Source organism: Mycolicibacterium monacense (genome assembly GCF_010731575.1).
In the GTDB taxonomy this organism is placed as follows: Bacteria; Actinomycetota; Actinomycetes; order Mycobacteriales; family Mycobacteriaceae; genus Mycobacterium; species Mycobacterium monacense.
Window position 1 is genome coordinate 1,177,396 of sequence record NZ_AP022617.1, and the last position, 24,870, is coordinate 1,202,265.

The following is a 24,870-nucleotide window of genomic DNA, read 5'->3' on the forward strand; positions in this document are numbered from 1 at the left end:
TTTCGTTCGCTCCTACTCGGCAGCGGGCTTGGAGTCCGTGCCGCTGTTCGACTCCGACTTCGCCGGCGCCGAATCCTTGTCGTCCTTCGCAGGGGTCGACGCGGTCGACTCCTTCTCGTCGGTCGACTCCTTCTTCTCGGTCTTGCCGGCACCGCCGAAGGTCTTCTTCAGGGTGATGCGGGTGTCGTTGACCGCCTTGGCAACTCCGTCGCCGAACTCCTTGAGGGCGTTCGGGCGGGCGGTCGTCGTCTTCGCGGGGGTCTCCTCGGTGACCGGGGAGACGGCGGTGTCCTCGGTCACCGGGGCGACGACCTCGGTCTCGGGCTCGACTGCCGGTGTGCCGGCCTCGATCGCCACCGCTTTGTCGGTGCCCTCCGCGCCGGCGGCGGGAGTCTTGGCGTCGGCGCCGATGTCCAGGGTCACCGTCTCGCCGGCCGGAGCGACCTCGGTCGACGCCACCTTGGCGAGTGCCGGGGTCGCGGGCTTGAGCGCGTTCCCGATGATCCGGGGCAGGTCGACGGCGAAGTAGTCGACCGGGCCACCGTCACTGAACACCCCGGGGAAGGTCGAGCGGGTCGGGAACGGCGGCACGAAGCCGTTGAAGAACGCGTTGGTCACGTACACCGGCAGCGAGGCCAGCCCGGTGAGTGCGGTCGCGGTGTCGCCGTCCTCGTAGGCCGCCCTGACCTCGTCGAGGATGACCGCACTCTGCAGAACCGCCGTGAGCGCCGGTGCGAGCACGGCCTTGGTGATGCCGTTGATCCCGCCGCGGGTGAACAGGGCGTCGAGCACATCGCCGGCCTTTTCCGCGCCCAGGGCGTCGGCGATGTCACCCGGGATCCCGAGCGTCGGGATCAGCGGGACGAACGGCCGCTCCAGGAACTGCACCAGGAACCAGATGTTGACCTCGCTGAAGGCCTCGACGAATTCACCGTTCTGCAGGTAGTTGACCGTGTTCTGCAGGATCGTGGGCAGGTTCTCCAACGCCGTCTGCAGAGCGGTGTTGGAGGCCGCGCTACCGGATTCGATGATCGGGCCGTACTGATCGACGACCCCCTTCAGAGCGGTCAGGGTGCCGATGGGGTCGGCCGCCGTCGATGCGAACGTCTCCAGGAGCTCCGTGGCCAGCTCCGGGCTGCTCTGCAGGATCTGGCCCAGCGCGGGCAGCGTCACCGTCGACAGGTTCGTACCCAGCAACTCGAGGTTGGCCAGCGTCGCTTCGATGCTGTTACCGAACTGGGTGAAGGGGTCGACCACCGCCGACAGCTCGACCGCTCGCACCTGGATGTCGGGGAGCGTCGGCGTCACCGTCACCGGGGTAACGGCCATGGCGCCTGCGCCGACCACAGCCGCACCGGCGGCCAGGAACTTGTTGCGACGCGGCATCGAATGTGCGGACTCGGTTGTGTCCCAGCCGAATTCGTCGCGTAGTGCTGCTTGCACGGGTTCTCCTCATGGAATTTTGCGTTTGATCGCCACTTGTGGCGAGGCCAAACGTTAGCTGAGCATTACCTAAGTAGCAATAGGTTCGCCTAACTTAACTTAGGGTGTCTTTACCCAACGTAAGCACTGGTGAGAGGACTGGCGGGGCGCTGAGAGGAAACTGAGGACCGGCCCACTGGGGGTGCGCCGGGGCGCGGCGACTAGATCTGCTGGGAGTAGGGCACGTCCATGTCGTACAACCGGGCGTGCAGCACCGTGCGGTTCCGCAGCGCGGAACGCACCGCACGGTGCAGACCGTCCTCGAGATAGATGACGCCCTGCCAGCGGACCGCGTGGGGGAACAGGTCGCCGTAGAAGGTCGAATCCTCGGAGAGCAACCGGTCCAGCGCCAGCACGGTCGTGGTCGTCACGATCTCGTCGAGCCGGATCTGGCGGGGCGGGATACGCGACCACTCGCGATAGCTGAGACCGTGCTCGGGATAAGGCTTCCCGTCGCGGACACCCTTGAAGATCATCAGCGCGCCTTCGGTTGCTCTGCCCCCCGGTTACGACGAAGGTTAGCCGAACTCGGTTGGTGGGTAGTACGCCTACCGCGCACGATGCGTAACACGGCTGCTGAGCACCGTAAACTGGACCCCGAACAGCGCTGGGACTCGAGAGGTGGGTGGACACGATGGGTAGTGCCGACGACCGCCGCTTCGAGGTGCTGCGCGCCATCGTCGCCGACTTCGTCGCCACCAAGGAGCCGATCGGCTCCAAGACCCTGGTGGAGCGACACAACCTCGGGGTGTCCAGTGCGACCGTCCGCAACGACATGGCCGTCCTGGAGGCCGAGGGGTACATCACCCAGCCGCACACCAGTTCCGGGCGCGTCCCCACGGAGAAGGGCTACCGCGAGTTCGTCGACCGCCTCGACGACGTCAAACCGCTGTCGTCGGCCGAACGTCGGGCGATCCTCAAGTTCCTCGAGACCGGCGTCGACCTCGACGACGTGCTGCGCCGGGCGGTGCGCCTGCTGGCGCAGTTGACCCGTCAGGTCGCGATCGTGCAGTACCCGACCCTGTCCACCTCGTCGGTCCGCCACCTGGAGGTGGTGGCGCTCACGCCGGCACGCCTGCTGCTGGTCGTCATCACCGACACCGGCCGCGTCGATCAGCGCATCGTCGAACTCGGCGATGCAATCGACGAGCACGAACTCGCGACCCTGCGCGATCTGCTGGGCCAGGCACTGGAGGGTAAGCGGCTCTCCGCCGCGTCGGTGGCGGTCTCGGACCTCGCCACCCATCTGAGCGGCAGTCCCGGGATGTCGCACCGGTTGGCCGACGCTGTGGGCCGCTCGGCGACCGTGCTGGTCGAGACCCTGGTCGAGCACACCGAGGAGCGGCTGCTGCTCGGCGGCACCGCGAACCTCACCCGCAACACCGCCGATTTCGGCGGCTCGCTGCGGTCGGTTCTCGAAGCGCTCGAGGAGCAGGTGGTGGTGCTGCGGTTGCTCGCCGCGCAGCAGGAGGCGGGCAAGGTCACCGTGCGGATCGGTCACGAGACCGAGGCCGAGCAGATGGCGGGCACGTCGGTGGTCACCACCGCGTACGGCAGTTCGGGCAAGGTCTACGGCGGCATGGGTGTGGTGGGTCCCACACGGATGGACTATCCGGGAACTATCGCTAATGTCGCTGCGGTTGCTTTGTACATAGGTGAGGTCCTGGGCACGCGATGACCGCGGCGCAGGGAGAGTCTCAACAGCCGGTACACCGGCACTGAAAGGTCAAGCGTGGCACGCGATTATTACGGCCTGCTCGGAGTGAGCAAGGGCGCCAGCGATCAGGAGATCAAGCGCGCCTATCGCAAGCTCGCCCGCGAGCTGCACCCCGACGTCAACCCCGACGAGGAGGCGCAGGCGCGGTTCAAGGAGATCAGCGCCGCCTATGAGGTGCTGTCCGATCCCGAGAAGCGGCGGATCGTCGACCTCGGTGGTGACCCGCTCGAGAGTGCGGGCGCCTCGGGCGGGAATGGATTCGGCGCCGGTTTCGGTGGGCTGGGCGATGTGTTCGAGGCGTTCTTCGGCGGTGGCGGCGGCTCCCGCGGACCCATCGGACGGGTCCGGCCGGGCTCGGACTCCCTGCTGCGGATGCGGTTGGACCTGGCCGAATGCGCGACCGGTGTGACCAAGCAGGTCACCGTCGACACCGCCGTGCTGTGCGACCTGTGCCACGGTAAGGGCACCCACGGCACCTCCACCCCCGCGACGTGCGACACCTGCGGCGGCCGCGGTGAGATCCAGACCGTGCAGCGCTCGCTGCTGGGCCAGGTCATGACGACGCGGCCGTGCCCGGTGTGCGGCGGCGTCGGCGAAGTGATCCCCGATCCGTGCCACCGCTGCGGCGGCGACGGCCGCGTCCGCGCCCGGCGTGAGATCAGCGTCAAGATCCCGGCCGGGGTCGGTGACGGCATGCGCGTGCGGCTGGCCGCCCAGGGTGAGGTCGGACCCGGCGGGGGACCGGCGGGGGACCTGTACGTCGAGGTGCACGAGAAGCCGCACGACGTGTACGTCCGCGACGGCGACGACCTGCACTGCACGGTGTCGGTGCCGATGGTCGACGCCGCGCTGGGCACCACCGTCAGCGTCGACGACATCCTCGGCGGTCCGCTCGAACTCATCATCGCCGCCGGTACCCAGCCGGGCGCGGTGTCGACGCTGCGCGGCCACGGTATGCCGCACCTGCGGTCGGGTGTCCGGGGCGACCTGCACGCCCACATCGACGTGGTGGTGCCGGCCAAGCTGGACCACACCGACATCGAGCTGCTGCGCCAGCTCAAGGAGCATCGCAGCCGGGACGTCGCCGAGGTCCGCACCAGCAGTTCACCGGCCGCGTCGAACGCCGGCGGACTGTTCAGCCGGCTGCGCGAGACGTTCACCGGCCGCTAGGAAGGCTCGTCGCGTGCGCGACCTCTTCTATGTCGACGCGCTGCCCGGCCTCGGTGAGCTCGCCGTCGTCGACGGCGACGCCGGTTTTCACGCCACCAACGTGCGGCGCACCCGTGCCGGTGAACACCTCGACCTGGGTGATGGCGACGGCACCGTGGCGCACTGCGTGGTCGAGGACGTCGGCAAGGGCCGGCTGACCGCACGCGTGCTGGAACGCCGCACCGTCACACCACCCGCGCCGGCAGTGACCGTCGTCCAGGCGATCCCCAAATCCGACCGCGCGGAGCTGGCGGTGGAGTCGGCCACCGAGGCCGGCGCCGACGCGGTTCTCGCGTGGCAGGCCGCCCGCTGCGTGGCGCGCTGGGACGGAGCCGCCAAGGTGGACAAGGGTCTGCGGCGCTGGCGTGCGGTGGTCCGCTCCGCGGCGCGGCAGTCGCGGCGCGCCCACATCCCGCCGGTCGACGGTGTGGTGACGACGGCCGAGCTGGTGTGCCGGGTGACCGCCGAGGTGGCCGACGGCGCGACGGTGTTGGTCCTGCACGAATCCGCCACCGGCCCGCTGACGGGCGTGGATCTGACGCAGGCCCGGGCGGTGACCCTGATCGTGGGACCCGAGGGCGGGATCGCCGACGAGGAGCTCGATGCCCTGACGGCGGCGGGGGCGGTGGCGGTCCGCCTCGGTCCGACGGTGTTGCGCACCTCGACCGCGGCGGCGGTCGGGCTCGGCGCACTAGGGGTGCTGACGCCGCGCTGGCGGTAGTGCCCCCACCAACGAAGCGGCGGCGCACACCTGCCACGTCAGGATCGGGTAGACGCTCGCGCGCTCCCACACCGGATCGGGCAGCATGACGATCCCGGTCCACGTCTGCACACCCAGCGCTCCGAGGCTGGCCAGGCCGAACCCGCCGATCACCCTCGAGAACAACCGGAAGGTGCGACCGGGCCGCAGTGACGCACCGGCGAGTGCGGCCGCATTGCCGCCGCCGATCGCGAGCGCCGCGCCGACGATGTGCAGCACGCCCCCGCCCGCGGGCACGGTCCCGACCAGGATGTTGCCGACCGCGTTGGCCACCGCGAACGCCGTCAGCATCCGGTGGCGCGATCCGCTCACCAGCACCGCACCCGACAGGAACAACACGCCCTGCACGACGAACGCGATATTCATCAGCGCGGCCCAGGGCTGACCGGGCGCACCGAGTTCGCTGATGTAGTCACGGACGTAGCTGTAGGACGGCCGGTACGCCGCGGCGGTGACCGCCTCAGCCGTCAGATAGGCCGTCGCACCGAGAATCCAGGCGGTCGCTGCGGCGCGGGGGCGGGGGATCATCGGCGCTCCCAGGTTAAGCATTGGGGCGGTGTCGCACCCGGCGGTAGACTCAGACCAGCGACGATACGGCCGGCCCGCCCGGACAAGACAGAAAGCAGGCAGAAAGCAGCACGTGACGCCCCGCGAAACGAACGCTGACTCGTCCGGGTCATCTCCGGCCCCCAGGACGGGACCGTCGACCGGCACCCCGGTACGCAGCAGCATTGATGTTCCGCCCGATCTCGTCATGGGCCTGCTCGGCTCCGCCGACGAGAACCTGCGAGCCCTCGAAGGACTGCTGTCGGCAGACGTCCATGTCCGCGGCAACGCACTCACCCTCACCGGTGAACCCGCCGATGTCGCGCTCGCGGAACGGGTGGTCTCCGAACTGGTCGCCATCGTCTCCAGTGGCCAGCATCTGACCCCGGAGGCAATCCGGCACAGCGTGGCGATGCTCACCGGCACCGGCGACGAGTCACCCGCCGAGGTGCTCACGCTGGACATCCTGTCGCGGCGCGGCAAGACCATCCGGCCCAAGACGCTGAACCAGAAGCACTATGTCGACGCCATCGACGCGCACACCATCGTGTTCGGCATCGGTCCGGCCGGCACCGGTAAGACCTACCTCGCGATGGCCAAGGCCGTCAGTGCCCTGCAGACCAAGCAGGTCAGCCGCATCATCCTGACTCGTCCCGCCGTCGAAGCCGGTGAGCGCCTCGGCTTCCTGCCCGGCACGCTCAGCGAGAAGATCGACCCGTATCTGCGGCCCCTCTACGACGCGTTGCACGACATGATGGATCCGGAGCTGATCCCGAAGCTGATGAGCGCCGGTGTCATCGAGGTGGCGCCGCTGGCGTACATGCGGGGCAGGACGATCTCGGACGCGTTCATCATCCTCGACGAGGCGCAGAACACCACCGCCGAGCAGATGAAGATGTTCCTCACCCGCCTCGGCTTCAACTCGAAGATCGTCGTCACCGGTGACATCACCCAGATGGATCTGCCCGGCGGTGCGGAGTCGGGTCTGCGCGCGGCGATGCGCATCCTCGACAACATCGACGACATCCACTTCGCCGAACTCACCAGCGCCGACGTCGTCCGTCACCGCCTGGTCGGCGAAATCGTCGACGCGTACGCCAGATTCGAGGAGCCCGCACAGCTGAACCGGGCCCAGCGGCGCGCGTCCAACGGCCGGTCGCGGCGGTAGCGCGATGAGCATCGAGGTGTCCAACGAATCGGGCATCGACGTCTCCGAGGAGGAGTTGATCAGCGTCGCCCGGTTCGTCATCGAGAAGATGAACGTCAACCCGGCCGCCGAACTGTCGATGGTCCTGCTCGACACGTCGTCGATGGCCGATCTGCACATGCGCTGGATGGATCTGCCCGGCCCGACCGACGTGATGAGCTTCCCGATGGACGAGCTCGAACCCGGCGGCCGCCCCGATGCGCCCGAACCGGGTCCCGCCATGCTCGGCGACATCGTGCTGTGCCCCGAATTCGCCGCGAAACAGGCGGAGACGGCGGGCCATTCGCTGGGCCACGAACTGGCGCTGCTGACGGTGCACGGCGTCCTGCACCTGCTGGGCTACGACCACGCCGAACCCGACGAGGAGAAAGAGATGTTCGCGTTGCAGCGTGAACTGCTCGAGGAGTGGGTGGCCCATCAGGTCGAGGCGTATCACCTCGACCGTCAGACCGAGCGAGACCGGCGGCTGCTCGACAAGTCCCGGTACTTCGACGAATGAGCGGACTTCCCCAACTCATCGGAGTGATCGCGCTCGTCGCGTTCGGTGGGCTGTTCGCGGCGATCGACGCCGCGCTGAGCACGGTGTCCATGGCCCGGGTCGAGGAACTCGTACGCGAGGAACGGCCGGGAGCCGTGCGGTTGCAGCGGGTGATGCACGAACGGCCCCGCTACATCAACCTCATCGTGCTGCTGCGGATCGCCTGCGAGGTAACCGCGACCGTGCTGCTCGCCGCCTACCTGGACGGCCACCTCGGCGTGAGCTGGGGACTGACCGCGGCCGCGGCCATCATGGTGGTCGCCAGCTTCGTCGCCGTCGGCGTCGGGCCGCGCACCGTCGGGCGCCAGAACGCCTATCCCATCGCGCTGTACACCGCGCTTCCGCTGCAGGCCATCTCGGTGCTGCTCACCCCGATCAGCCGCCTGCTGGTGTTGATCGGCAACGCGCTGACCCCCGGCCGCGGATTCCGCAACGGGCCGTTCGCCTCGGAGATCGAACTGCGTGAGGTCGTCGACCTGGCCCAGCAGCGCGGCGTGGTGGCCGACGACGAGCGCCGGATGATCCAGTCGGTGTTCGAACTCGGCGACACCGCGGCTCGCGAGGTGATGGTGCCGCGCACCGAGATGGTGTGGATCGAAAGTGACAAGACAGCCGGCCAGGCCACCTCACTCGCGGTCCGCAGCGGACACTCCCGCATCCCCGTCATCGGGGAGAACGTCGACGACGTGGTCGGCGTGGTGTATCTGAAAGACCTCGTCCAGCAGACGTATTACTCGGTCAACGGCGGCCGCGACACCACCGTCGCACAGGTCATGCGCGATCCGGTGTTCGTGCCGGACTCCAAACCGCTCGACGAACTGCTACGTGAGATGCAGCGCGACCGCTACCACATGGCGCTGCTGGTCGACGAGTACGGCGCCATCGCCGGGCTGGTCACCATCGAGGACGTCCTCGAGGAGATTGTGGGCGAGATCGCCGACGAGTACGACACCGACGAGGTGGCGCCGGTCGAAGAACTCGGCAACCGGGAGTACCGGGTGTCCGCGCGGCTGCCCATCGAGGACCTCGGCGAGCTCTACGACATCGAGTTCGGCGAGGATCTCGACGTCGACACCGTCGGCGGTCTGGTCGCCTTCGAACTCGGGCGCGTACCGCTGCCCGGCGCCGAGATCACCTGGGACGGCTTGCGGCTCAAGGCCGAAGGCGGCCCCGACCATCGCGGCCGGGTGCGCATCGGCACCGTCCTGGTCAGTCCCACCGAGCCAGAGCACGACGACGAGACCGAACCCGAGGAGCGCGGTGACTGAGCTGGACCCCGAGGACGACAAACTCGTCGTGCTGGCGCGCGGCGCCATGGCGCGGGCCGAGGCGGCCGGCGGCGCCGCCGTGCGCGACCTCGACGGCCGCACCTACGCCGGCGCCCCCGTGGCGCTCAACGCGCTCCCGCTGACCGCCCTGCAGGCGGCGGTCGCCGCGGCGGTGTCGAGCGGGGCCGCCGGGTTCGAGGCGGCGGTGCTGGTCGGCGGCTCGGCCGACGATGCGGGGGTGGCCGCGGTGCGTGAGCTGTCCGCCGACGCCGCGGTGATCGTCACCGACCGGTCCGGGAAGGTGCTCTCATGACCGCCGAGACTGCTCACAGATCACGTATCGCAGCGGAATCACGATCTCACCGCAGGCTCGGCGATAGATGAGCGAGTTCCGTTCGGGCTTCGTGTGTTTCGTCGGCAGGCCCAACACCGGCAAGTCGACCCTGACCAACGCGCTCGTCGGCACCAAGGTGGCGATCACGTCCAACCGGCCGCAGACCACCCGCCACACCATCCGCGGCATCGTGCACCGCGACGAGTTCCAGATCATCCTCGTCGACACGCCGGGTCTGCACCGGCCGCGCACGCTGCTGGGGCAGCGGCTCAACGACCTGGTCAAGACCACCTACTCCGAGGTCGACGTGATCGGCCTGTGCATCCCCGCCGACGAGGCGATCGGGCCGGGGGACCGGTGGATCCACGAGCAGATCCGCGCCGTCGCGCCGCGGACCACGCTGGTCGTGATCGTCACCAAGATCGACAAGGTGCCCAAGGACCGGGTCGCCGCGCAGTTGATGGCGGTCAGTGAACTGATCGGGCCCGACGCCGAGATCGTGCCCGTCTCGGCGACCACCGGTGAACAGCTCGACGTGCTGACCGACGTACTGGCCGGCAAGCTGCCGCCCGGCCCGGCGTTCTACCCCGACGGCGAACTGACCGACGAACCCGAAGAGACGCTGATGGCCGAGTTGATCCGCGAGGCCGCGCTCGAAGGTGTGCGCGACGAGCTGCCGCACTCGCTGGCGGTGGTCATCGACGAGGTGAGCCCGCGCGAGGACCGGGACGACCTCATCGACGTGCACGCCATCCTCTATGTCGAACGCGACAGCCAGAAGGGCATCGTGATCGGCAAGGGTGGCGCGCGGTTGCGCGAGGTGGGCACGGCCGCACGACTACAGATCGAGAAGCTGCTCGGCACGAAGGTCTACCTCGACCTGCGCGTGAAGATCGCCAAGAACTGGCAGCGCGACCCCAAACAGCTTGGCCGACTGGGCTTTTAAGCCGTCTCGCGCAGTTCCAGCGGGTCGCCGGACGGTCCGTCGTCCGTCGGGGCCTTCGCGGCCTGCGACATCTGCGGCGTATCCCACCACACCTTGGGCTGACGGGCGACCCATCCGCTGACCGCCTCGAGTTCGGCGGCCAGCGAGATGAGCAGCGGTTCGCTCTCGGCGGGACCCATGAGCTGCACGCCGATCGGCAGTCCGTCGGCGGTGAACCCGGCCGGGACGTTGATCGACGGCCAGCCGAGCAGGTTCCACGGCCAGGTGACCGGACACGCCTTGATCATCGTGCGGTCGGTGGCCAGTCCGCCGAGCTCGTCGAAGTCGTGCACGCGGGGCGGTGGCTGCGCGGTGGTCGGGGCCAGCACCACGTCGCAGATGTTGAACACCCAGCCGATTCGGCGCTGCGCGGCGGCCTCCTTGGCGCGCGCCTTGCGCAGGACGTGTTCGGACAGCAGCCGGCCCATCCGCAGATTCGCCTTCGTGCGCTTGTCGAAGTCGACGCCGTAGCCGAGCCGCTCGGCCCAGTCCAACAGCCCAGAGGTGGAGCGGGACAGGAAGTTCCACGACATGCCGACCGTGTAATCGGGGTCCGCGGGCCGCACGGTGTGGCCCAGTTCCTCCAGATGGCCCGAGACGGTGTGCAGCGCCGCGCGGATGTCGGGGTGCAGGGTGGCGTGGAAGCCGGTGAACGGGAACTTCGTCGACAAACCGATCCGCAGCGGTCCCGGCGCGCGGGCGACGTACTCCGACACCCGGACCGGTGCGGGCCGGTGCCGGTCGCCCGCCGCGTTGCCCGACGCCGCATCGAGCACCAGCGCCGCATCGGTGACGGTGCGGGCGAGCACCCCGTTGACCGTGATGCCGTTGAACGCCTCGGCCAGCGGCGAGGTCGAGATGCGGCCGCGCTGCGGCTTGATGCCGACGAGATGGCACCAGGCCGCCGGGATGCGCACACTGCCTGCGCCGTCGGAGCCGATCGCCGCGGTGACCAGGCCGGCCGCGACCGCCGCGGCGCTGCCGCCCGACGATCCGCCGGGGGTGTGCTCGCGCGACCACGGGTTGCGGGTGTGGCCGAAGGCCGGTCCGCTGGTGAACGGCCACTGGCCGAGTTCGCAGGTGTTGGTCTTGCCGACGATCACCGCACCGGCGGCGCGCAGGCGCCGGACCACCTCGGCGTCGGCGTCGGCGGGCCGCACCGTGCCTGCGGTCCCGAAGCGCGTCGGCACCCCGGCGATGTCGACGTCGTCTTTCACCGCGATCGGGATGCCGAGCAGCGGACGCTGATCCCCGGCGGCGCGCCGGCGGTCGGCCTCGGCGGCCTCGGCGAGGGCCTGTTCGGCCAGCACCACCCGAAACGCGTTGAGAGTCGGCTGGCTCGCCGAGATCGCGTGCAGGGACCGGCGCACCAGATCGTCCGCCGTCACCGCGCCACTGGCGAGCTGATAGAGCTGGTCGGTCAGGGTCGGGAAGGCGGTTCGAGCGGGGCGGGGAGCAGACGAATCGGCCATCGGTTCCAACCATATCGGCGCTGCCAACCGAGCATTGTCGGACCGTGATGGAACACTGGTCTGATGCGGCTGTACCGGGACCGCGCGGTCGTGCTGCGCCAACACAAGCTGGGTGAAGCCGACCGGATCGTCACCCTGCTGACCCGCGACCACGGGCTGGTCCGTGCGGTCGCCAAGGGGGTGCGCCGTACCCGCAGCAAGTTCGGCGCGCGGCTGGAACCGTTCGCCCACATCGACGTCCAGCTGCACCCCGGCCGCAACCTCGACATCGTCACCCAGGTGCAGGCGATCGACGCGTTCGCCTCCGACATCGTCAGCGACTACGGCCGCTACACGTCGGCGTGCGCGGTGCTCGAGACGGCCGAACGCCTCGCCGGTGAGGAGCGCGCCCCGATGCCCGCGCTGCACCGGCTGACCGTGGGTGCGCTGCGCGCGGTCGCCGACGGCAGCCGCCCTCGTGAACTGGTGTTGGATGCGTACCTGTTGCGCGCCATGGGAATCGCGGGCTGGGCGCCGGCGCTGACCGAATGCGCCCGCTGCGCCACCCCCGGCCCGCACCGGGCGTTCCACGTCGCGGCGGGTGGCAGCGTGTGCGTGCACTGCCGGCCGTCGGGGTCGGTGACCCCGCCGCAGGCCGTGCTGGACCTGATGTCCGCGCTGCACGACGGCGACTGGCCGGCCGCCGAGGCGTCGACACCGTCGCACCGCAGCCAGGCCAGTGGGCTGGTGGCCGCCCATCTGCAGTGGCACCTGGAGCGACAGCTGCGCACATTGCCGCTGGTGGAGCGCGTCTACCGGGTCGATCATGCGGTCGCTGATCACCGGATTTCGCTGTTGCGGCAGGATGTGCACCGTGGTGACGAACCGGGTGACCAGCTCGCGGCGGGGAGCTGAGCGCAAGAAGTCGCAGTTCCCGCAGCTCGACCCACCTGCCGACGACTATCCGACCTTCCCCGACAAGTCGACGTGGCCGGTGGTGTTCCCCGAGCTGCCGCCCAACACCAACGGCAGATTCGCCCGCCCGCCGCAGCACACCAGCAAGGCCGCCGCGCCCAAGATCCCCGCCGACCAGGTGCCCCAGCACGTCGCGGTGGTCATGGACGGCAACGGCCGGTGGGCCACCCAACGCGGGCTCGGCCGCACCGAGGGCCACAAGATGGGCGAGGCGGTGCTGATCGACATCACGTGCGGGGCCATCGAGATCGGCATCAAACACCTGACGGTGTACGCGTTCTCCACCGAGAACTGGAAGCGCAGCACCGAAGAGGTGCGTTTCCTGATGGGGTTCAACCGCGAGGTCGTCCGCCGCCGCCGGGAGAACCTCAACGACATGGGCGTGCGGATGCGCTGGGTCGGGTCGCGGCCGCGGATGTGGCGCAGCGTGAGCAAGGAATTCGACATCGCCGAGGAGATGACGGTCGACAACGACGTCATCACCATCAACTACTGCGTGAACTACGGCGGGCGCACCGAGATCGTCGAGGCGGCGCGCCAGCTCGCGCAGGAGGCCGTCGACGGCAAGGTGAACCCGAGCCGGATCACCGAGGCGGCGTTCGCCAGACATCTGCACCGGCCCGACATCCCCGATGTCGACCTGTTCATCCGCACGTCGGGGGAGCAGCGGGCCAGCAACTTCCTGCTGTGGCAGTCCGCGTACGCCGAGTACGTCTTCCAGGACAAACTGTGGCCGGACTACGACCGCCGCGACCTGTGGGCGGCGTGCGAGGAGTATGTCAGCCGCAACCGGCGCTTCGGTAGGGCCTGATGGACCTGCAGCCGCGGTTGGCCGCCGTGCTCGACGGGTTCGTCGACGCGGTGACCCGCGAATCCGACGGTGCGCTCACGGTGCGTCACGACGGCACGATCGCCTCGCTGCGGGTGGTCACCATCGCCGAAGGCCTCGAGCTGGTCTCGCTCACCCAGATCCTGGCGTGGGATCTGCCGCTGGACGCCAAACTGCGCACCGCGGTCGCCGAGCACGCGCACGGCACGCTACTGGGCACGGTGTCGCTGGCGGCCAAGAGCGGCGACCGGGAGATCGCGGCAGGCGCCAGGCGCAATTCGAAGAAGGCCGCGGATGTGTTGCTGCGCTACAACTTTCCGGCCGCCGGCCTCACCGACGACGCGTTGCGCACGCTGATCCTGCTGGTGCTCAGCGCCGGCGCCGACATCCGCCGGGCGCTAACGGGCTGAGCAGTCCCCGCACAGACCGAAGATCTCGATGGTGTGGCTGACGTCGGAGAATCCGTGCTCGCGGGCGATGTCGGCGGCCCACGTCTCGACCTGACCGCCCTGGATCTCGACGGCCGCGCCGCACGCGCGGCACACCAGGTGATGGTGGTGGTCGGCCGAGCAGCGGCGGTAGACCGACTCGCCGGTGTCGGTGCGGAGCACGTCGACCAGACCGGACTCCGCCATCGACTGCAGGGTGCGGTAGACCGTCGTCAACCCGATGCCCTCACCGCGGCGCTTGAGCGCGTCGTGCAGCTCCTGGGCCGAGCGGAACTCGTCGAGTCCGTCGAGCAGGTCGGCGATCGCCGCCCGCTGCCGCGTCGCGCGGACCGGGGCCGGGCTCACCGGACGTCCTCACCGGCGTGGGCGACGGCGTCGGTGACGATGTGCACCAGATGCGCGTCGACGAGCCGGTAGAGCACCTCGCGGCCGGACCGCTCGCTGGCCACCACGCCCGCCTGTTTGAGGATGCGCAGGTGCTGGCTGACCAGCGGCTGCGGAACGCCCAGCGCGTCGACGAGCTCGTGCACACAGCGCGCCGAATGCTGCAGGTGCAGCACGATCGCAATCCGGACCGGCGCGGCCAGGGCGCGCAGCAGCTCGCCGGCGGTGTCGAGTACCTCGCGCGGCGGGAGCTCCGGCAGCGGCGACGCCCCGTGCTGGTGGGCGGCGTCCGACGCCACCGTGCTGGAAACGATTTTCATTATGGCTGACACCATACATGCATCGATTCGCATGTCAACGGTGGCCGACGCCGTGGCGGGAGGGGCCGCCAGCGCCCACTACGCTGTTGCACCGTGGCTCCATCTTCTTCGATCATCGACACCGTTGCGAACCTGGCGAAACGCCGTGGACTGGTCTACCAATCCGGCGAGATCTACGGCGGCACGAAGTCGGCGTGGGACTACGGGCCGCTCGGGGTGGAGCTCAAGGAGAACATCAAGCGGCAGTGGTGGAGGTCGGTGGTCACCGGCCGTGACGACGTCGTCGGCCTGGACAGCGCGATCATCCTGCCCCGGCAGGTGTGGGTGGCCTCCGGCCACGTCGAGGTGTTCAACGACCCGCTCGTGGAATGCCTGAACTGCCACAAGCGCCATCGCCAGGACCACCTGCAGGAGGCCTACTTCGAGAAGAGGGGGGCCAAGGACGGACTGGCCGGCCCGGACTCGGTGCCGATGGACGAGATCGCGTGCCCGGACTGCGGCACCAAGGGTCAGTGGACCGAACCGCGTGACTTCAACATGATGCTCAAGACCTACCTCGGCCCGATCGAGACCGAGGAGGGTCTGCACTACCTGCGGCCCGAGACCGCGCAGGGCATCTTCGTCAACTTCGCCAACGTGGTCACCACCGCGCGTAAGAAGCCGCCGTTCGGCATCGGCCAGATCGGCAAGAGCTTCCGCAACGAGATCACCCCGGGCAACTTCATCTTCCGCACCCGCGAGTTCGAGCAGATGGAGATGGAGTTCTTCGTCGAGCCGTCGACCGCCAAGGAGTGGCACCAGTACTGGATCGACACCCGGCTGCAGTGGTACGTCGACCTCGGCATCGACCGTGACAACCTGCGCCTCTTCGAGCACCCGAAGGACAAGCTGTCGCACTACTCGGACCGCACCGTCGACATCGAGTACAAGTTCGGCTTCGCCGGCAACCCGTGGGGTGAGCTCGAGGGCGTCGCCAACCGCACCGATTTCGACCTGTCGACGCACGCGAAGCACTCCGGCGCCGACCTGTCGTTCTACGACCAGGCCACCGAGACCCGCTACACGCCATACGTGATCGAGCCGGCGGCGGGTCTGACCCGATCGCTGATGGCCTTCCTGGTCGACTCCTACACCGAGGACGAGGCGCCCAACGCCAAGGGCGGTGTCGACAAGCGCACGGTCTTGCGGCTCGACCCGCGGCTGGCGCCGGTCAAGGCCGCGGTACTGCCGCTGTCCCGCCACGCCGACCTGTCGCCCAAGGCGCGCGACCTCGCCGCGGAGTTGCGCAAGAACTGGAACGTCGAGTTCGACGATGCGGGGGCGATCGGCCGGCGCTACCGCCGCCAGGACGAGATCGGCACCCCGTACTGCATCACCGTCGACTTCGACTCGCTCACCGACCACGCCGTGACGATCCGCGAACGCGACACGATGACCCAGGACCGCGTCGCACTATCCGAGGTGTCCGACTACCTGGCGGTGCGGCTCAAGGGCTGCTGAGCCGCCCTTCGCGAGCAGACGCAAATGTCCCGCGACACGCGGTAATTCAGGGACATTTGTGTCTGCTCGCGGTGGGAGGTCGACCCTAGAAGCGGCCGCCGCCGCCGAACATCCCGCCGCCACCGCCACCGGACCCGCCGAAGGATCCCGGGCCGAAACCGCCGCCGCCGAAGCCGCCGCGCATACCGCCGCTGAGGATGTTGCCGATCAGGATCCCGCCGATCATCGCGCCCATGTTGCCGCCGCCACCGCGGCCGCCGTACCGGCCCATGTACGCCTGTTGTGCGTACTGCACATCGTTGTTGGCGAGTTGCTGCGCCTGAGCGGCGAGCATGGCCGCGCCGTTCGCATGCGCGATCGCCTCGGACGGGTTGGTGGAGCGTTTGGCGTCCGCCGCGCTGATCTGGCGGACCGCCTCGGCGAGCCGGGTCCTGGCCTCCGGTCCGATGCTGCCGCGGCGGGTGTCGATGAAATCCGACACCGATCGCACCCGGGACCGGGCCACGAACAGCGCCTCCTCCAGCGCCCGGTTCAGCCGATCGGCGGCCTCACGTTCCTCTTCGACCGTGGCCAGCAGGCGGTCGAGGTCGGCGTCGGCCTTGGTCAGTTGCGTGAAGGCGCCGAGCGGATCGGTGGAACCCGACTGCTGGGCGGTCGCGACGGCCGCTGAGGCGGCATCACGCGCGGACGCGAGTTGGGCGCCCTGCGGCACGTCGCCGCCGGCCAACAACTCACCGGCCTGACGGATACCGGACTGGATGTCCTCGATGACCGCGGGCAGGTGCGCCGCCGCCCGCCGGATGTCGCTGGCGGCGCTGTCCACCGCGTCGAGCAGCGAACTCGCCTGGCTCAACGCCGATTCCGCGGCGCGCACCGCATCGACGAGTTCGGTCTGCTGACCGGCCACCGGCCGGGCGGCCAACTCCCGCCCGCGGGTGATGTTGTGGTCGGCGAACATCAGCAGTTCGGTCGCGGCATCGACGTTGCCCGCCACCGATGTCAATGCCGCGGCGTCGAATTCGGTGTGCAGGGTGGCCAGCTTCTGCCGGGACGGTTCGATGCGGGCGGTGATGTCGACGACGCTCTGGGTCAGGCCGTCCAGCCGCGACGGGGCATTGATCACCAGTTCCCGCAGCTGCTCGAAGGCCTCGGTCTGCGCGTCGAGTTCGCGGTCGGCCTTCGCGGCGGAGACGACCACACGGGTCAAGAGGTCACGGCGCTGAGCGGGGGTCTCGGGGATCGCGTCATCGAGCTGCTGACGCACGGTGAACGCCTGCGCCAACGCCTGTTTCGCGGTGTCGACGGCGCGGGTGAACGGTTCGGTGCGCTTGGCGCCGAACTCCTCGACGGCGAGGGCGAGTTCGTTGCTGCTGGTGCGCACGGCGTTGTCGACCTCGACCACAATCGATTTGGACAACTCCTCGAGCGCGTCGAGCGACACCGACGCCAGCGCATTCGGATCGCTCGGATCGACCTGGCGGGCCCGTTCGATCTCGGCGGCGCGGCGCTTGCGGCGTCGCCGCTGGGCCCACACCCACAGGACGAACACGGCCAGGACGATCACGCCCAGCGCGAACAGCAGCCCACCCCAGGCGATCTGACGGGGTGCGGCGGCGTCGTTGAGCCCGTCGGCGGCGGCGATCGCACCGCCGGCCCAGTCACCGTCGCGCAGCGCCGGTTCGACCTGGTTGCGCCGCACCTCGTCGACCTTGCCGGCGGTGAGATCCGGCACCGTCGAGGGCACCTGCAGTGCGTACGCCCGGTCGACCGTCGCCACCGCCAGCAGCGCGTCGTAGCCACCCAGATCGCTGATCCGCATGGTGCTGCGCGCCCAGTTGACCGCACCCTGACCGGAGAAGTCCTCGACGAAGACCACCCACAGCCGGATCTTGCGCTCGTTGTAGAGCCGGTCGACCGCCTGTTGGACCTCGCCGCGCTGCGCGGCGGACAACGCGCCGGCCTGGTCGGTGACATAGCCCGGCAGCCGGAACGGCGGCGCTGCGGCAGTCACCGGCGCCAGTAGGACGCCCGCCGTCAGGAACGTGGCGAGCAGGGCGAGCAGTCGCGTCATGCGCATGATCGCCAATGTAGTGCCGCGCACACCGGAGCTTCGGAAGACCGGCGGACCGTCCTGGCAGACTGTGCCTCGGTGAACCCACGACTGCAGGACAGCTACGACGAGTTCGATCGCCAACGCCGGGTGGACGAACCGGCGAAGAGTGCTGTCCTGCCGGGGACCGGCACCGAGCACCGCACCGACTTCGCACGCGACCGCGCCCGGGTGCTGCACTGTGCGGCGCTGCGCCGCCTCGCCGACAAGACGCAGGTGGTCGGCCCACGCGAGGGGGACACCCCGCGGACCCGGCTGACGCATTCGCTCGAGGTCGCCCAGATCGGCCGCGGGATGGCCGTCGGCCTGGGCTGCGACCCCGACCTCGTCGACCTCGCCGGCCTCGCCCACGACATCGGCCACCCGCCCTACGGCCACAACGGCGAACGCGCACTCAACGAGATCGCCAAGGCCTTCGGGGGTTTCGAGGGCAATGCGCAGAACTTCCGCATCCTCACGCGGCTGGAACCCAAGGTGCTCGACGCGACCGGTCGCAGCGCCGGGCTCAACCTGACCAGGGCGGCGCTGGATGCGGTGACGAAATACCCGTGGCAGCGCGGTGACCGCACGAAGTTCGGCTTCTACGGCGACGACATGGCCGCGGCCCGGTGGGTGCGCGACGGCGCCCCGGCCGAGCGGCCGTGCCTGGAGGCCCAGGTGATGGACTGGGCCGACGACGTCGCCTACTCGGTGCACGACGTCGAGGACGGCGTCGTCTCCGGCCGCATCGACCTGCGGGTGCTGGCCGACGACGATGCGGCCGCCTCGCTGGCGCGCCTGGGCGCCGAGGCATTCCCGACCCTGGCGCCCGACGACCTGCTGGCCGCGGCCGAACGCCTCTCGCAGATGCCGGTGGTGTCGCAGGTGGGTAAGTACGACGGAACCCTGGGCGCATCGGTCGCGCTCAAACGGATGACCAGCGAACTGGTCGGCCGCTTCGCCAACGCGGCGATCACCGAGACCAGGTCGGTCGCGGGGGGAGGTGCGCTACACCGTTTTGATACCGAGCTGGCGGTGCCGACCCTGGTGCGCGCCGAGGTGGCGGTGCTGAAAATGCTGGCGCTGCAGTTCATCATGAGCGACCACGGGCACCTGGGGATCCAGGCCGACCAGCGCACCCGCATCCACGAGGTGGCCCTGATCCTGTGGGGGCAGGCGCCGAGCAGCCTGGATCCGCTGTTCGCGCCCGAGTTCGTCGCCGCCGAGGACGACGGCGCCCGGCTGCGCGTGGTGATCGATCAGATCGCGTCCTACACCGAGGGGCGGTTGGAACGAGTGCACGAAGCCCGATCGCCCCGACCTCTAGACTGACCCGGTGGCCGGGCGGATACCAGATCGCGACATCGCGGCCATCCGTGAACGTGTGCGCATCGAGGATGTCGTCGGCGACTACGTGCAGTTGCGCCGCGCCGGCGCCGATTCGCTCAAGGGCCTGTGCCCGTTCCACGACGAGAAGTCGCCGTCGTTCCACGTGCGGCCCAACCACGGCCACTTCCACTGCTTCGGCTGCGGTGAGGGCGGTGACGTCTACGCGTTCGTCCAGAAGATCGAGCACGTCAGCTTCGTCGAATCGGTGGAACTGCTCGCCGACCGCATCGGCTACACCGTCACCTACACCGGCGCCTCGAACACCAACGTGCAGCGCGACCGGGGCAGCCGCAGCCGGCTGCTGGCGGCCAACGCCGCCGCGCAGGAGTTCTACGCCGAGGCGCTGACATCCGACGAGGCCGCCCCGGCCCGGCAGTACCTCATCGAGCGCAACTTCGACGCCCAGGCGGCCGCCCGCTTCGGGTGCGGTTTCGCCCCCTCTGGCTGGGACAAGCTCACCAAACACTTGCTGCGCAAGGGATTCGAGTTCAAGGAGCTCGAGGCGGCCGGACTGTCCCGGGAGGGCAAACGCGGTCCGATGGACCGCTTCCACCGCCGGTTGCTCTGGCCGATCCGGGCGGCCGGGGGAGAGGTGATCGGGTTCGGCGCGCGGCGGATCTTCGACGACGATCAGATGGAAGCCAAGTACGTCAACACCCCCGAGACCGTCCTGTACAAGAAGTCGGCGGTGCTCTTCGGCCTGGACCTGGCCAAACGCGATATCGCCAAATCCCACCGGGCCGTCGTCGTCGAGGGGTACACCGACGTGATGGCCATGCACCTGGCCAACGAGACCACCGCCGTCGCCTCGTGCGGAACGGCCTTCGGCGAAGGCCACCTCGCGCTGCTGCGCCGGTTGATGATGGACGACAACTGGTACCGCGGCGAGCTGATCTTCGTGTTCGACGGGGACGCCGCCGGGCAGGCGGCCGCGCTCAAGGCGTTCGACGGTGACCAGCAGGTGGCCGGCAAGTCGTTCGTCGCGGTCGCCGCCGACGGGATGGATCCCTGCGATCTGCGCCTGAAGTCGGGTGACAACGCGCTGCGCGATCTGGTGGCGCGGCGGATCCCGATGTTCGAGTTCGCCATCCGCAGCCTGATCCCCGCCGGCGACGTCCTCGACAACGATCCCGCCGCGCAGGTGGAGGCGCTGCGCCGCTGCGTACCTCTGGTGTCCCGGATCCGTGACTATGCGCTGCGCGACGAGTACGCGCGCCGGCTGGCCGGCTGGACCGGATGGGCCGACGAGGCGCAGGTGCTCAACCGGGTGCGCGAAGAGGCGGCCAAGCGCGGTATGCCGGACCGCGGCCGCCGGCGCAATGGAGCGGATGCGGCGCCCGCCCAACCGCGGCGCGCGCCGGATGTGGCCGCGCGGCCCGATCCGGCCGATCCGACGCTGTGGCCGCAGCGCGAGGCGCTCAAATCGGCGCTGCAGTATCCCGCGCTGGCCGGTCCGGTGTTCGACGCGCTGACCGTCGACAGCTTCACCCACCCCGGATACCGCGCGGTGCGCACCGCGATCGAGGCGGCGGGCGGTGCCGCCGCCGGGCTCTCGGGTGCGCAGTGGATCGAGGTGGTGCGTGAGCAGACCGCGAGCCCGCAGGCGGCCAACCTGGTCAACGAGTTGAGCGTCGAGGCCATCCGGGTCGAGGACGACGACAAGCTGCCCCGCTACATCGGCGGAGTCCTGGCCCGGCTCCAGGAGGTCTGGGTGGGCCGGCAGATCGCCGAGGTGAAGTCGAAACTGCAGCGCATGTCGCCGGTGGAGCAGGGCGACGAGTACCACGCGCTGTTCGGCGACCTGGTGGCTATGGAGGCCTACCGCCGCAGCCTGCTCGAACAGGCCAGCGGGGATGACTTGACTGCGTGATACCGCGTAACACGATATGGTGAGCGCGCTATAACCCGTTGGGGGAACGGCGAGGGAAGGCAACACCTGTGGCAACCATGATTCGGATCCGGCGCTCGGTCGCGATCGGCGCGTTCGCTGCGGCGGCGGTGGCCGCTCCGCTGGCTGCTGCGCTCTCCACCACACCCGAGCAGGTCACGCAGGCGGGTCCGGCGTGCCTGGCATGGTTCGGCAACAAGGACGACGGCAAGTGCCTGTCCTACTCGAACGGCACACCGGTCGGCGTCGCTACGCCTGGGGTGGCCTTCGGCGGCGCCGGCGTCGGCCTCACCACGGGTCCGCTGCTGCCCGGTACCACCATCAGCCAGGGCATCGGCAACTAGGCCGCCTCGCGCCTCACTTCTCGGTGGGCGCCTCCGGGCGCAGCACCGTCGTCTGCTCGTCGATCGGCGTCAGCGTCATCAACTGTGGGTCGGGCGACACCCGTTCGGCGATCTTGCGCCGTGACGTATCGATCACCGCTCTGGCGGCGGGACTGCTGGTCACCGCGCGGTAGGTGCCCGCGATCTGTTCGTAGCGGCGCCGGCCTGCCTTGGTACCCAACACATAACCGACGGCCATGACGGCGACGTACCCGATCACGAAGGCCCTTCCACTAGACGGTGCGTGGTGTCCATCCTGCCTCATGACGGGCGGTTCGCGCCGTGCCGGGGAGCGCGTTGGCGAGGGTGCCGGTGCATAGGCTAGAGTCACTCCTCGGTTCGCGCGGAAGGTTCACGCGGACACCGCAGTCCCCTGTAGCTCAATTGGCAGAGCATTCGGCTGTTAACCGAAGGGTTGCTGGTTCGAGTCCAGCCGGGGGAGCTCAGATCGTGATTCGCGCCGTTCCGTCGCCGCAAACCGTCGATGAAAGATAGCGCAGCCTTTTCCGGCCGGTTCCGGCGTTTCCGAGTGGGTACTCGAACGTGACCAGGTCACTCCGTTCGGGAAGGCAGCAACGTCATGGGTCGTGAAAAAGGCAGTCGGTGGGATGTCGGTACGCGAGACAACGCGATCACCCTCGAGCGATTCGATGACGGCGACGAGCGCGTGTCCGAAGACGTGTTGGAGGTCGAGGAGGCCCGTGCGCTGGCTGCCCTCCTGACCAAGCACGCAGACAAGCTGGAGTCCTCCGACCGCGACAAGTCCTCCGACAGTGACAAGTCCTCCGACGATGAGAAGTCTTCCGATGAGGACGAGAAGTCTTCCGATGACGACGAGTCGGACGACAGCGACGACTCCGAGAAATCCGCGAAATCCGACTCCGAGAAATCCTGAGCCGAGGCAGCCACGTCAGCTCAGCTGCGGTCGGGCTCCGTTCGTGGCCCGTAGCCCTCCTGGATCTCTCCGGCGGTCGCGTGGCGGCCGATGTGCGCCTCGGCGCGCATCCGCTCGACCATGTGCGGGTAGTGCAGCTCGAACGCCGGGCGCTCGGACCGGATGCGGGGCAGTTCGGTGAAGTTGTGCCGCGGCGGCGGGCAGCTGGTGGCCCACTCCAGCGAATTTCCGTGCCCCCACGGATCGTCGACCACGACGGGCTCGCCGTAGCGCCAGCTGCGGAAGATGTTCCACAGGAACGGCAGCGTGGAGATGCCCAGGATGAACGCCCCGATGGTCGAGACGATGTTGAGCGTGGTGAACCCGTCCGACGGCAGGTAGTCGGCGTAGCGGCGCGGCATACCCTCGTCACCGACCCAGTGCTGCACCAGGAACGTGGTGTGGAAGCCGATGAAGGTCAACCAGAAGTGCAGCTTGCCCAGCTTCTCGTCGAGCAGTCGGCCGGTCATCTTCGGGAACCAGAAGTAGATGCCGGCATAGGTGGCGAACACGATGGTGCCGAACAGCACGTAGTGGAAGTGCGCGATGACGAAGTAGCTGTCGGTGACGTGGAAGTCCAGCGGCGGGCTGGCCAGCAGCACCCCCGACAGACCACCGAGCAGGAACGTCAACAGGAAGCCCACCGAGAACAGCATCGGTGTCTGGAAGGTGAGTTGACCCCGCCACATCGTGCCGATCCAGTTGAAGAACTTGATCCCCGTCGGCACCGCGATGAGGAACGTCATGAACGAGAAGAACGGCAGGAGAACGGCTCCGGTCGCGAACATGTGGTGCGCCCACACCGCCACCGACAGCGCGGCGATCGCGATGGTGGCGTAGATCAGGGTGGTGTAGCCGAAGATCGGCTTGCGGGAGAACACCGGGAAGATCTCCGACACGATCCCGAAGAACGGCAGCGCGATGACATACACCTCGGGGTGGCCGAAGAACCAGAACAGGTGCTGCCACAGCAGCACACCGCCGTTGGCCGGGTCGTAGATGTGCGCACCGAGGTGGCGGTCTGCGGCGAGGGCGAACAGCGCCGCGGTCAGCAGCGGGAAGATCAGCAGCACCAGGATCGAGGTCACCAGGATGTTCCAAGTGAAGATCGGCATCCGGAACATCGTCATGCCGGGGGCGCGCATGCACACCACGGTGGTGATCATGTTGACGCCGCCGAGGATGGTGCCAAGACCGCCCACACCCAAGCCGAAGATCCACAGGTCACCACCCGGCCCGGGTGAGTGCACCGCATCGGACAGCGGCGTATAGGCGGTCCAGCCGAAGTCCGCGGCACCACTGGGGGTGATGAACCCGGCCAGCGCGATCAGCGCACCGAAGACGAACAGCCAGAACGACAGCGCGTTGAGGCGCGGGAACGCCACGTCCGGGGCGCCGATCTGCAGCGGCAGCACCAGGTTGGCGAACCCGAACACGATGGGCGTCGCGTAGAACAGCAGCATCGCGGTGCCGTGCATGGTGAACAGCTGGTTGTACTGCTCGTTCGACAGGAACTGCAGTCCGGGGACCGCCAGTTCGGTGCGGATGAACAGCGCCATCAGCCCGCCGACCAGGAAGAATGCGAAGCAGGCGACGCAGTACATGATGCCGATCAGCTTGTGATCGGTGGTCGTGATGAGCTTGTAGATCAGGTTGCCCTTGGGGCCCAGCCGTTCGGGAAACGGACGCCTGACCGTCAACGTCGGCTGCACAACGGATTCGGTTGTCACGGACACCCCCGGAACGTCGAGAATCGATCGTCGTTCCGATGCTAGACCGATCGGGGCCGCGGTGATCCGAAACCGAGGACCGGTCGGATCACGACTATGAGATCTAGAGACCCAGCGGAGTCTGACTCGGCCCGGGACCCTGCCTCTGGCCCCTGCCCGTCTGCTGTTGCTTCGCGGCCTGTGCCAGTGCGCTCATGAGTGGGTTGGCGGCGGCCATCATCTGGCGCCGCTCCTCATCGGACATCTCGTAGAACGCCCACACACCCCACGCCGCGGGGCGGACGTAGAGCGTCACCTCCTGGCGCTGCCCACCGAAGATGGCCGGAACCGGGACCACCCGGTCCAGCGTCGCGGCGCTGGCCATCTCCTCGGCGAGCTTCGCCCGGTCCGCCGACTCCTGCAATTCGTAGATCAGCGACTGACCGAGCTTGCTGGGCGGTCCTTGCATCGCCAGGAACCACGCCATCGGCAACTCCTTCGGTAGAGGTGTGTCGTGGTCAGCG

Annotated in this window: 26 protein-coding genes and 1 tRNA gene; 17 read left to right on the top strand and 10 right to left on the bottom strand. The window is 68.8% G+C overall.

The annotated features are described in order from the left end of the window. Positions 1 to 12: 12 nt before the first annotated feature. Complete coding sequence (locus G6N49_RS05620) at positions 13 to 1,443, bottom strand: hypothetical protein (RefSeq protein WP_011856102.1); 1,431 nt, start codon at positions 1,441 to 1,443, stop codon at positions 13 to 15. A gap of 200 nt (positions 1,444 to 1,643) precedes the next feature. Then, positions 1,644 to 1,958: a type II toxin-antitoxin system VapB family antitoxin gene (locus G6N49_RS05625; protein WP_011560844.1), complete on the bottom strand. Its 315-nt coding sequence runs from the start codon at positions 1,956 to 1,958 to the stop codon at positions 1,644 to 1,646. A 158-nt stretch (positions 1,959 to 2,116) separates the two neighbouring features. Here G6N49_RS05625 and hrcA point away from each other — a divergent pair, with 158 nt between their 5' ends. From hrcA to G6N49_RS05640, 3 genes are read left to right on the top strand one after another with little or no spacing between them, the layout of a single operon-like run. Beyond that, positions 2,117 to 3,160, top strand: coding sequence for a heat-inducible transcriptional repressor HrcA (gene hrcA / locus G6N49_RS05630; RefSeq protein WP_011560843.1), 1,044 nt, complete (start codon positions 2,117 to 2,119; stop codon positions 3,158 to 3,160). Between the two features lie 54 nt (positions 3,161 to 3,214). Then, complete coding sequence (dnaJ, locus tag G6N49_RS05635) at positions 3,215 to 4,369, top strand: molecular chaperone DnaJ (protein ID WP_011856101.1); 1,155 nt, start codon at positions 3,215 to 3,217, stop codon at positions 4,367 to 4,369. Between the two features lie 13 nt (positions 4,370 to 4,382). After that, on the top strand, positions 4,383 to 5,129 hold the full coding sequence (locus G6N49_RS05640; protein ID WP_011856100.1) for a 16S rRNA (uracil(1498)-N(3))-methyltransferase: 747 nt from the start codon (positions 4,383 to 4,385) through the stop codon (positions 5,127 to 5,129). Here G6N49_RS05640 and G6N49_RS05645 read toward each other — a convergent pair. Further along, entirely contained in the window at positions 5,100 to 5,696 is a 597-nt protein-coding gene (locus G6N49_RS05645; protein WP_225891946.1) for a DUF998 domain-containing protein, read from the bottom strand. The genes G6N49_RS05640 and G6N49_RS05645 overlap by 30 nt on opposite strands. Before the next feature lie 112 nt (positions 5,697 to 5,808). Here G6N49_RS05645 and G6N49_RS05650 point away from each other — a divergent pair, with 112 nt between their 5' ends. The 5 genes from G6N49_RS05650 to era all read left to right on the top strand — a co-directional run bounded on the left by G6N49_RS05650 (position 5,809) and on the right by era (position 10,007). Next, positions 5,809 to 6,882 (top strand): PhoH family protein, encoded by a 1,074-nt coding sequence (locus G6N49_RS05650; RefSeq protein ID WP_011768298.1) that lies wholly within the window; start codon positions 5,809 to 5,811, stop codon positions 6,880 to 6,882. A 4-nt stretch (positions 6,883 to 6,886) separates the two neighbouring features. Beyond that, a complete protein-coding gene (gene ybeY / locus G6N49_RS05655; protein ID WP_011560838.1) occupies positions 6,887 to 7,420 on the top strand; it encodes an rRNA maturation RNase YbeY in 534 nt (177 codons plus the stop codon). After that, a complete protein-coding gene (locus G6N49_RS05660) occupies positions 7,417 to 8,727 on the top strand; it encodes a hemolysin family protein (protein ID WP_011560837.1) in 1,311 nt (436 codons plus the stop codon). Before ybeY ends, G6N49_RS05660 begins: the two co-directional genes overlap by 4 nt. Beyond that, on the top strand, positions 8,720 to 9,040 hold the full coding sequence (locus G6N49_RS05665; RefSeq protein ID WP_011560836.1) for a cytidine deaminase-like protein: 321 nt from the start codon (positions 8,720 to 8,722) through the stop codon (positions 9,038 to 9,040). Before G6N49_RS05660 ends, G6N49_RS05665 begins: the two co-directional genes overlap by 8 nt. A gap of 67 nt (positions 9,041 to 9,107) precedes the next feature. Next, complete coding sequence (era, locus tag G6N49_RS05670; protein WP_011856099.1) at positions 9,108 to 10,007, top strand: GTPase Era; 900 nt, start codon at positions 9,108 to 9,110, stop codon at positions 10,005 to 10,007. Here the strand turns inward: era and G6N49_RS05675 are convergent. Further along, a complete protein-coding gene (locus G6N49_RS05675; RefSeq protein ID WP_011560834.1) occupies positions 10,004 to 11,518 on the bottom strand; it encodes an amidase in 1,515 nt (504 codons plus the stop codon). The genes era and G6N49_RS05675 overlap by 4 nt on opposite strands. Positions 11,519 to 11,581: 63 nt before the next feature. On the opposite strand from G6N49_RS05675, the gene recO reads away from it, so the two are divergent. Genes recO through G6N49_RS05690 form a run of 3 tightly spaced genes read left to right on the top strand, consistent with a single transcriptional unit; the run spans position 11,582 to position 13,711 of the window. After that, on the top strand, positions 11,582 to 12,412 hold the full coding sequence (recO, locus tag G6N49_RS05680) for a DNA repair protein RecO (protein ID WP_011560833.1): 831 nt from the start codon (positions 11,582 to 11,584) through the stop codon (positions 12,410 to 12,412). After that, on the top strand, positions 12,387 to 13,283 hold the full coding sequence (locus G6N49_RS05685) for a decaprenyl diphosphate synthase (protein ID WP_011560832.1): 897 nt from the start codon (positions 12,387 to 12,389) through the stop codon (positions 13,281 to 13,283). Before recO ends, G6N49_RS05685 begins: the two co-directional genes overlap by 26 nt. Beyond that, entirely contained in the window at positions 13,283 to 13,711 is a 429-nt protein-coding gene (locus G6N49_RS05690) for a hypothetical protein (protein ID WP_011560831.1), read from the top strand. The genes G6N49_RS05685 and G6N49_RS05690 overlap by 1 nt, the downstream gene beginning before the upstream one ends. Here G6N49_RS05690 and G6N49_RS05695 read toward each other — a convergent pair. Further along, the gene (locus G6N49_RS05695; protein ID WP_011560830.1) at positions 13,700 to 14,095 is read right to left on the bottom strand and encodes a Fur family transcriptional regulator; all 396 of its coding nucleotides are present in this window, start codon (positions 14,093 to 14,095) and stop codon (positions 13,700 to 13,702) included. The genes G6N49_RS05690 and G6N49_RS05695 overlap by 12 nt on opposite strands. Beyond that, positions 14,092 to 14,454 carry an ArsR/SmtB family transcription factor gene (locus G6N49_RS05700; protein ID WP_011560829.1) on the bottom strand — a complete coding sequence of 121 codons (363 nt, stop codon included), beginning with the start codon at positions 14,452 to 14,454 and terminating at the stop codon, positions 14,092 to 14,094. The genes G6N49_RS05695 and G6N49_RS05700 overlap by 4 nt, the downstream gene beginning before the upstream one ends. A gap of 93 nt (positions 14,455 to 14,547) precedes the next feature. Here G6N49_RS05700 and G6N49_RS05705 point away from each other — a divergent pair, with 93 nt between their 5' ends. Then, positions 14,548 to 15,954, top strand: a complete 1,407-nt coding sequence (locus tag G6N49_RS05705; protein ID WP_011856097.1) for a glycine--tRNA ligase — start codon at positions 14,548 to 14,550, stop codon at positions 15,952 to 15,954. Between the two features lie 85 nt (positions 15,955 to 16,039). Here the strand turns inward: G6N49_RS05705 and G6N49_RS05710 are convergent, their stop codons facing one another. Continuing rightward, on the bottom strand, positions 16,040 to 18,031 hold the full coding sequence (locus G6N49_RS05710) for a TPM domain-containing protein (RefSeq protein WP_011856096.1): 1,992 nt from the start codon (positions 18,029 to 18,031) through the stop codon (positions 16,040 to 16,042). 72 nt (positions 18,032 to 18,103) lie between these two features. Between G6N49_RS05710 and G6N49_RS05715 the strand changes: the two genes are divergently transcribed. The 3 genes from G6N49_RS05715 to G6N49_RS05725 all read left to right on the top strand — a co-directional run bounded on the left by G6N49_RS05715 (position 18,104) and on the right by G6N49_RS05725 (position 21,664). Beyond that, the gene (locus G6N49_RS05715; RefSeq protein WP_011856095.1) at positions 18,104 to 19,375 is read left to right on the top strand and encodes a deoxyguanosinetriphosphate triphosphohydrolase; all 1,272 of its coding nucleotides are present in this window, start codon (positions 18,104 to 18,106) and stop codon (positions 19,373 to 19,375) included. Between the two features lie 4 nt (positions 19,376 to 19,379). Continuing rightward, positions 19,380 to 21,302, top strand: coding sequence for a DNA primase (gene dnaG, locus G6N49_RS05720; protein WP_011856094.1), 1,923 nt, complete (start codon positions 19,380 to 19,382; stop codon positions 21,300 to 21,302). A 68-nt stretch (positions 21,303 to 21,370) separates the two neighbouring features. Next, positions 21,371 to 21,664: a DUF7155 family protein gene (locus tag G6N49_RS05725; protein ID WP_011560824.1), complete on the top strand. Its 294-nt coding sequence runs from the start codon at positions 21,371 to 21,373 to the stop codon at positions 21,662 to 21,664. Positions 21,665 to 21,677: 13 nt separating this feature from the next. On the opposite strand, the gene G6N49_RS05730 is transcribed toward G6N49_RS05725, so the two are convergent. Next, positions 21,678 to 21,923, bottom strand: a complete 246-nt coding sequence (locus G6N49_RS05730; RefSeq protein WP_011560823.1) for a hypothetical protein — start codon at positions 21,921 to 21,923, stop codon at positions 21,678 to 21,680. Between the two features lie 149 nt (positions 21,924 to 22,072). Here G6N49_RS05730 and G6N49_RS05735 point away from each other — a divergent pair. After that, positions 22,073 to 22,145: transfer RNA gene (locus G6N49_RS05735), tRNA-Asn, on the top strand. A 138-nt stretch (positions 22,146 to 22,283) separates the two neighbouring features. Next, on the top strand, positions 22,284 to 22,598 hold the full coding sequence (locus G6N49_RS05740; RefSeq protein WP_011856093.1) for a hypothetical protein: 315 nt from the start codon (positions 22,284 to 22,286) through the stop codon (positions 22,596 to 22,598). A 20-nt stretch (positions 22,599 to 22,618) separates the two neighbouring features. Here G6N49_RS05740 and ctaD read toward each other — a convergent pair whose 3' ends face one another. Together ctaD and G6N49_RS05750 are read right to left on the bottom strand one after the other, a co-directional pair. Then, the gene (gene ctaD, locus G6N49_RS05745) at positions 22,619 to 24,367 is read right to left on the bottom strand and encodes an aa3-type cytochrome oxidase subunit I (protein WP_011856092.1); all 1,749 of its coding nucleotides are present in this window, start codon (positions 24,365 to 24,367) and stop codon (positions 22,619 to 22,621) included. 103 nt (positions 24,368 to 24,470) lie between these two features. Then, entirely contained in the window at positions 24,471 to 24,833 is a 363-nt protein-coding gene (locus G6N49_RS05750) for an LPXTG cell wall anchor domain-containing protein (protein ID WP_011856091.1), read from the bottom strand. Positions 24,834 to 24,870 lie beyond the last annotated feature (37 nt).

Bases quoted from the DNA above. Each gene is read 5' to 3' on its own strand.
- era (WP_011856099.1), top strand. From the start codon at position 9,108: ATGAGCGAGTTCCGTTCGGGCTTCGTGTGTTTCGTCGGCAGGCCCAAC.
- G6N49_RS05660 (WP_011560837.1), top strand. From the start codon at position 7,417: ATGAGCGGACTTCCCCAACTCATCGGAGTGATCGCGCTCGTCGCGTTC.
- G6N49_RS05710 (WP_011856096.1), bottom strand. From the start codon at position 18,031: ATGCGCATGACGCGACTGCTCGCCCTGCTCGCCACGTTCCTGACGGCG.
- G6N49_RS05700 (WP_011560829.1), bottom strand. From the start codon at position 14,454: ATGAAAATCGTTTCCAGCACGGTGGCGTCGGACGCCGCCCACCAGCAC.
- G6N49_RS05690 (WP_011560831.1), top strand. From the start codon at position 13,283: ATGGACCTGCAGCCGCGGTTGGCCGCCGTGCTCGACGGGTTCGTCGAC.
- G6N49_RS05740 (WP_011856093.1), top strand. From the start codon at position 22,284: ATGGGTCGTGAAAAAGGCAGTCGGTGGGATGTCGGTACGCGAGACAAC.
- G6N49_RS05625 (WP_011560844.1), bottom strand. From the start codon at position 1,958: ATGATCTTCAAGGGTGTCCGCGACGGGAAGCCTTATCCCGAGCACGGT.
- G6N49_RS05645 (WP_225891946.1), bottom strand. From the start codon at position 5,696: ATGATCCCCCGCCCCCGCGCCGCAGCGACCGCCTGGATTCTCGGTGCG.
- G6N49_RS05750 (WP_011856091.1), bottom strand. From the start codon at position 24,833: ATGGCGTGGTTCCTGGCGATGCAAGGACCGCCCAGCAAGCTCGGTCAG.
- hrcA (WP_011560843.1), top strand. From the start codon at position 2,117: ATGGGTAGTGCCGACGACCGCCGCTTCGAGGTGCTGCGCGCCATCGTC.
- ybeY (WP_011560838.1), top strand. From the start codon at position 6,887: ATGAGCATCGAGGTGTCCAACGAATCGGGCATCGACGTCTCCGAGGAG.
- recO (WP_011560833.1), top strand. From the start codon at position 11,582: ATGCGGCTGTACCGGGACCGCGCGGTCGTGCTGCGCCAACACAAGCTG.
- G6N49_RS05675 (WP_011560834.1), bottom strand. From the start codon at position 11,518: ATGGCCGATTCGTCTGCTCCCCGCCCCGCTCGAACCGCCTTCCCGACC.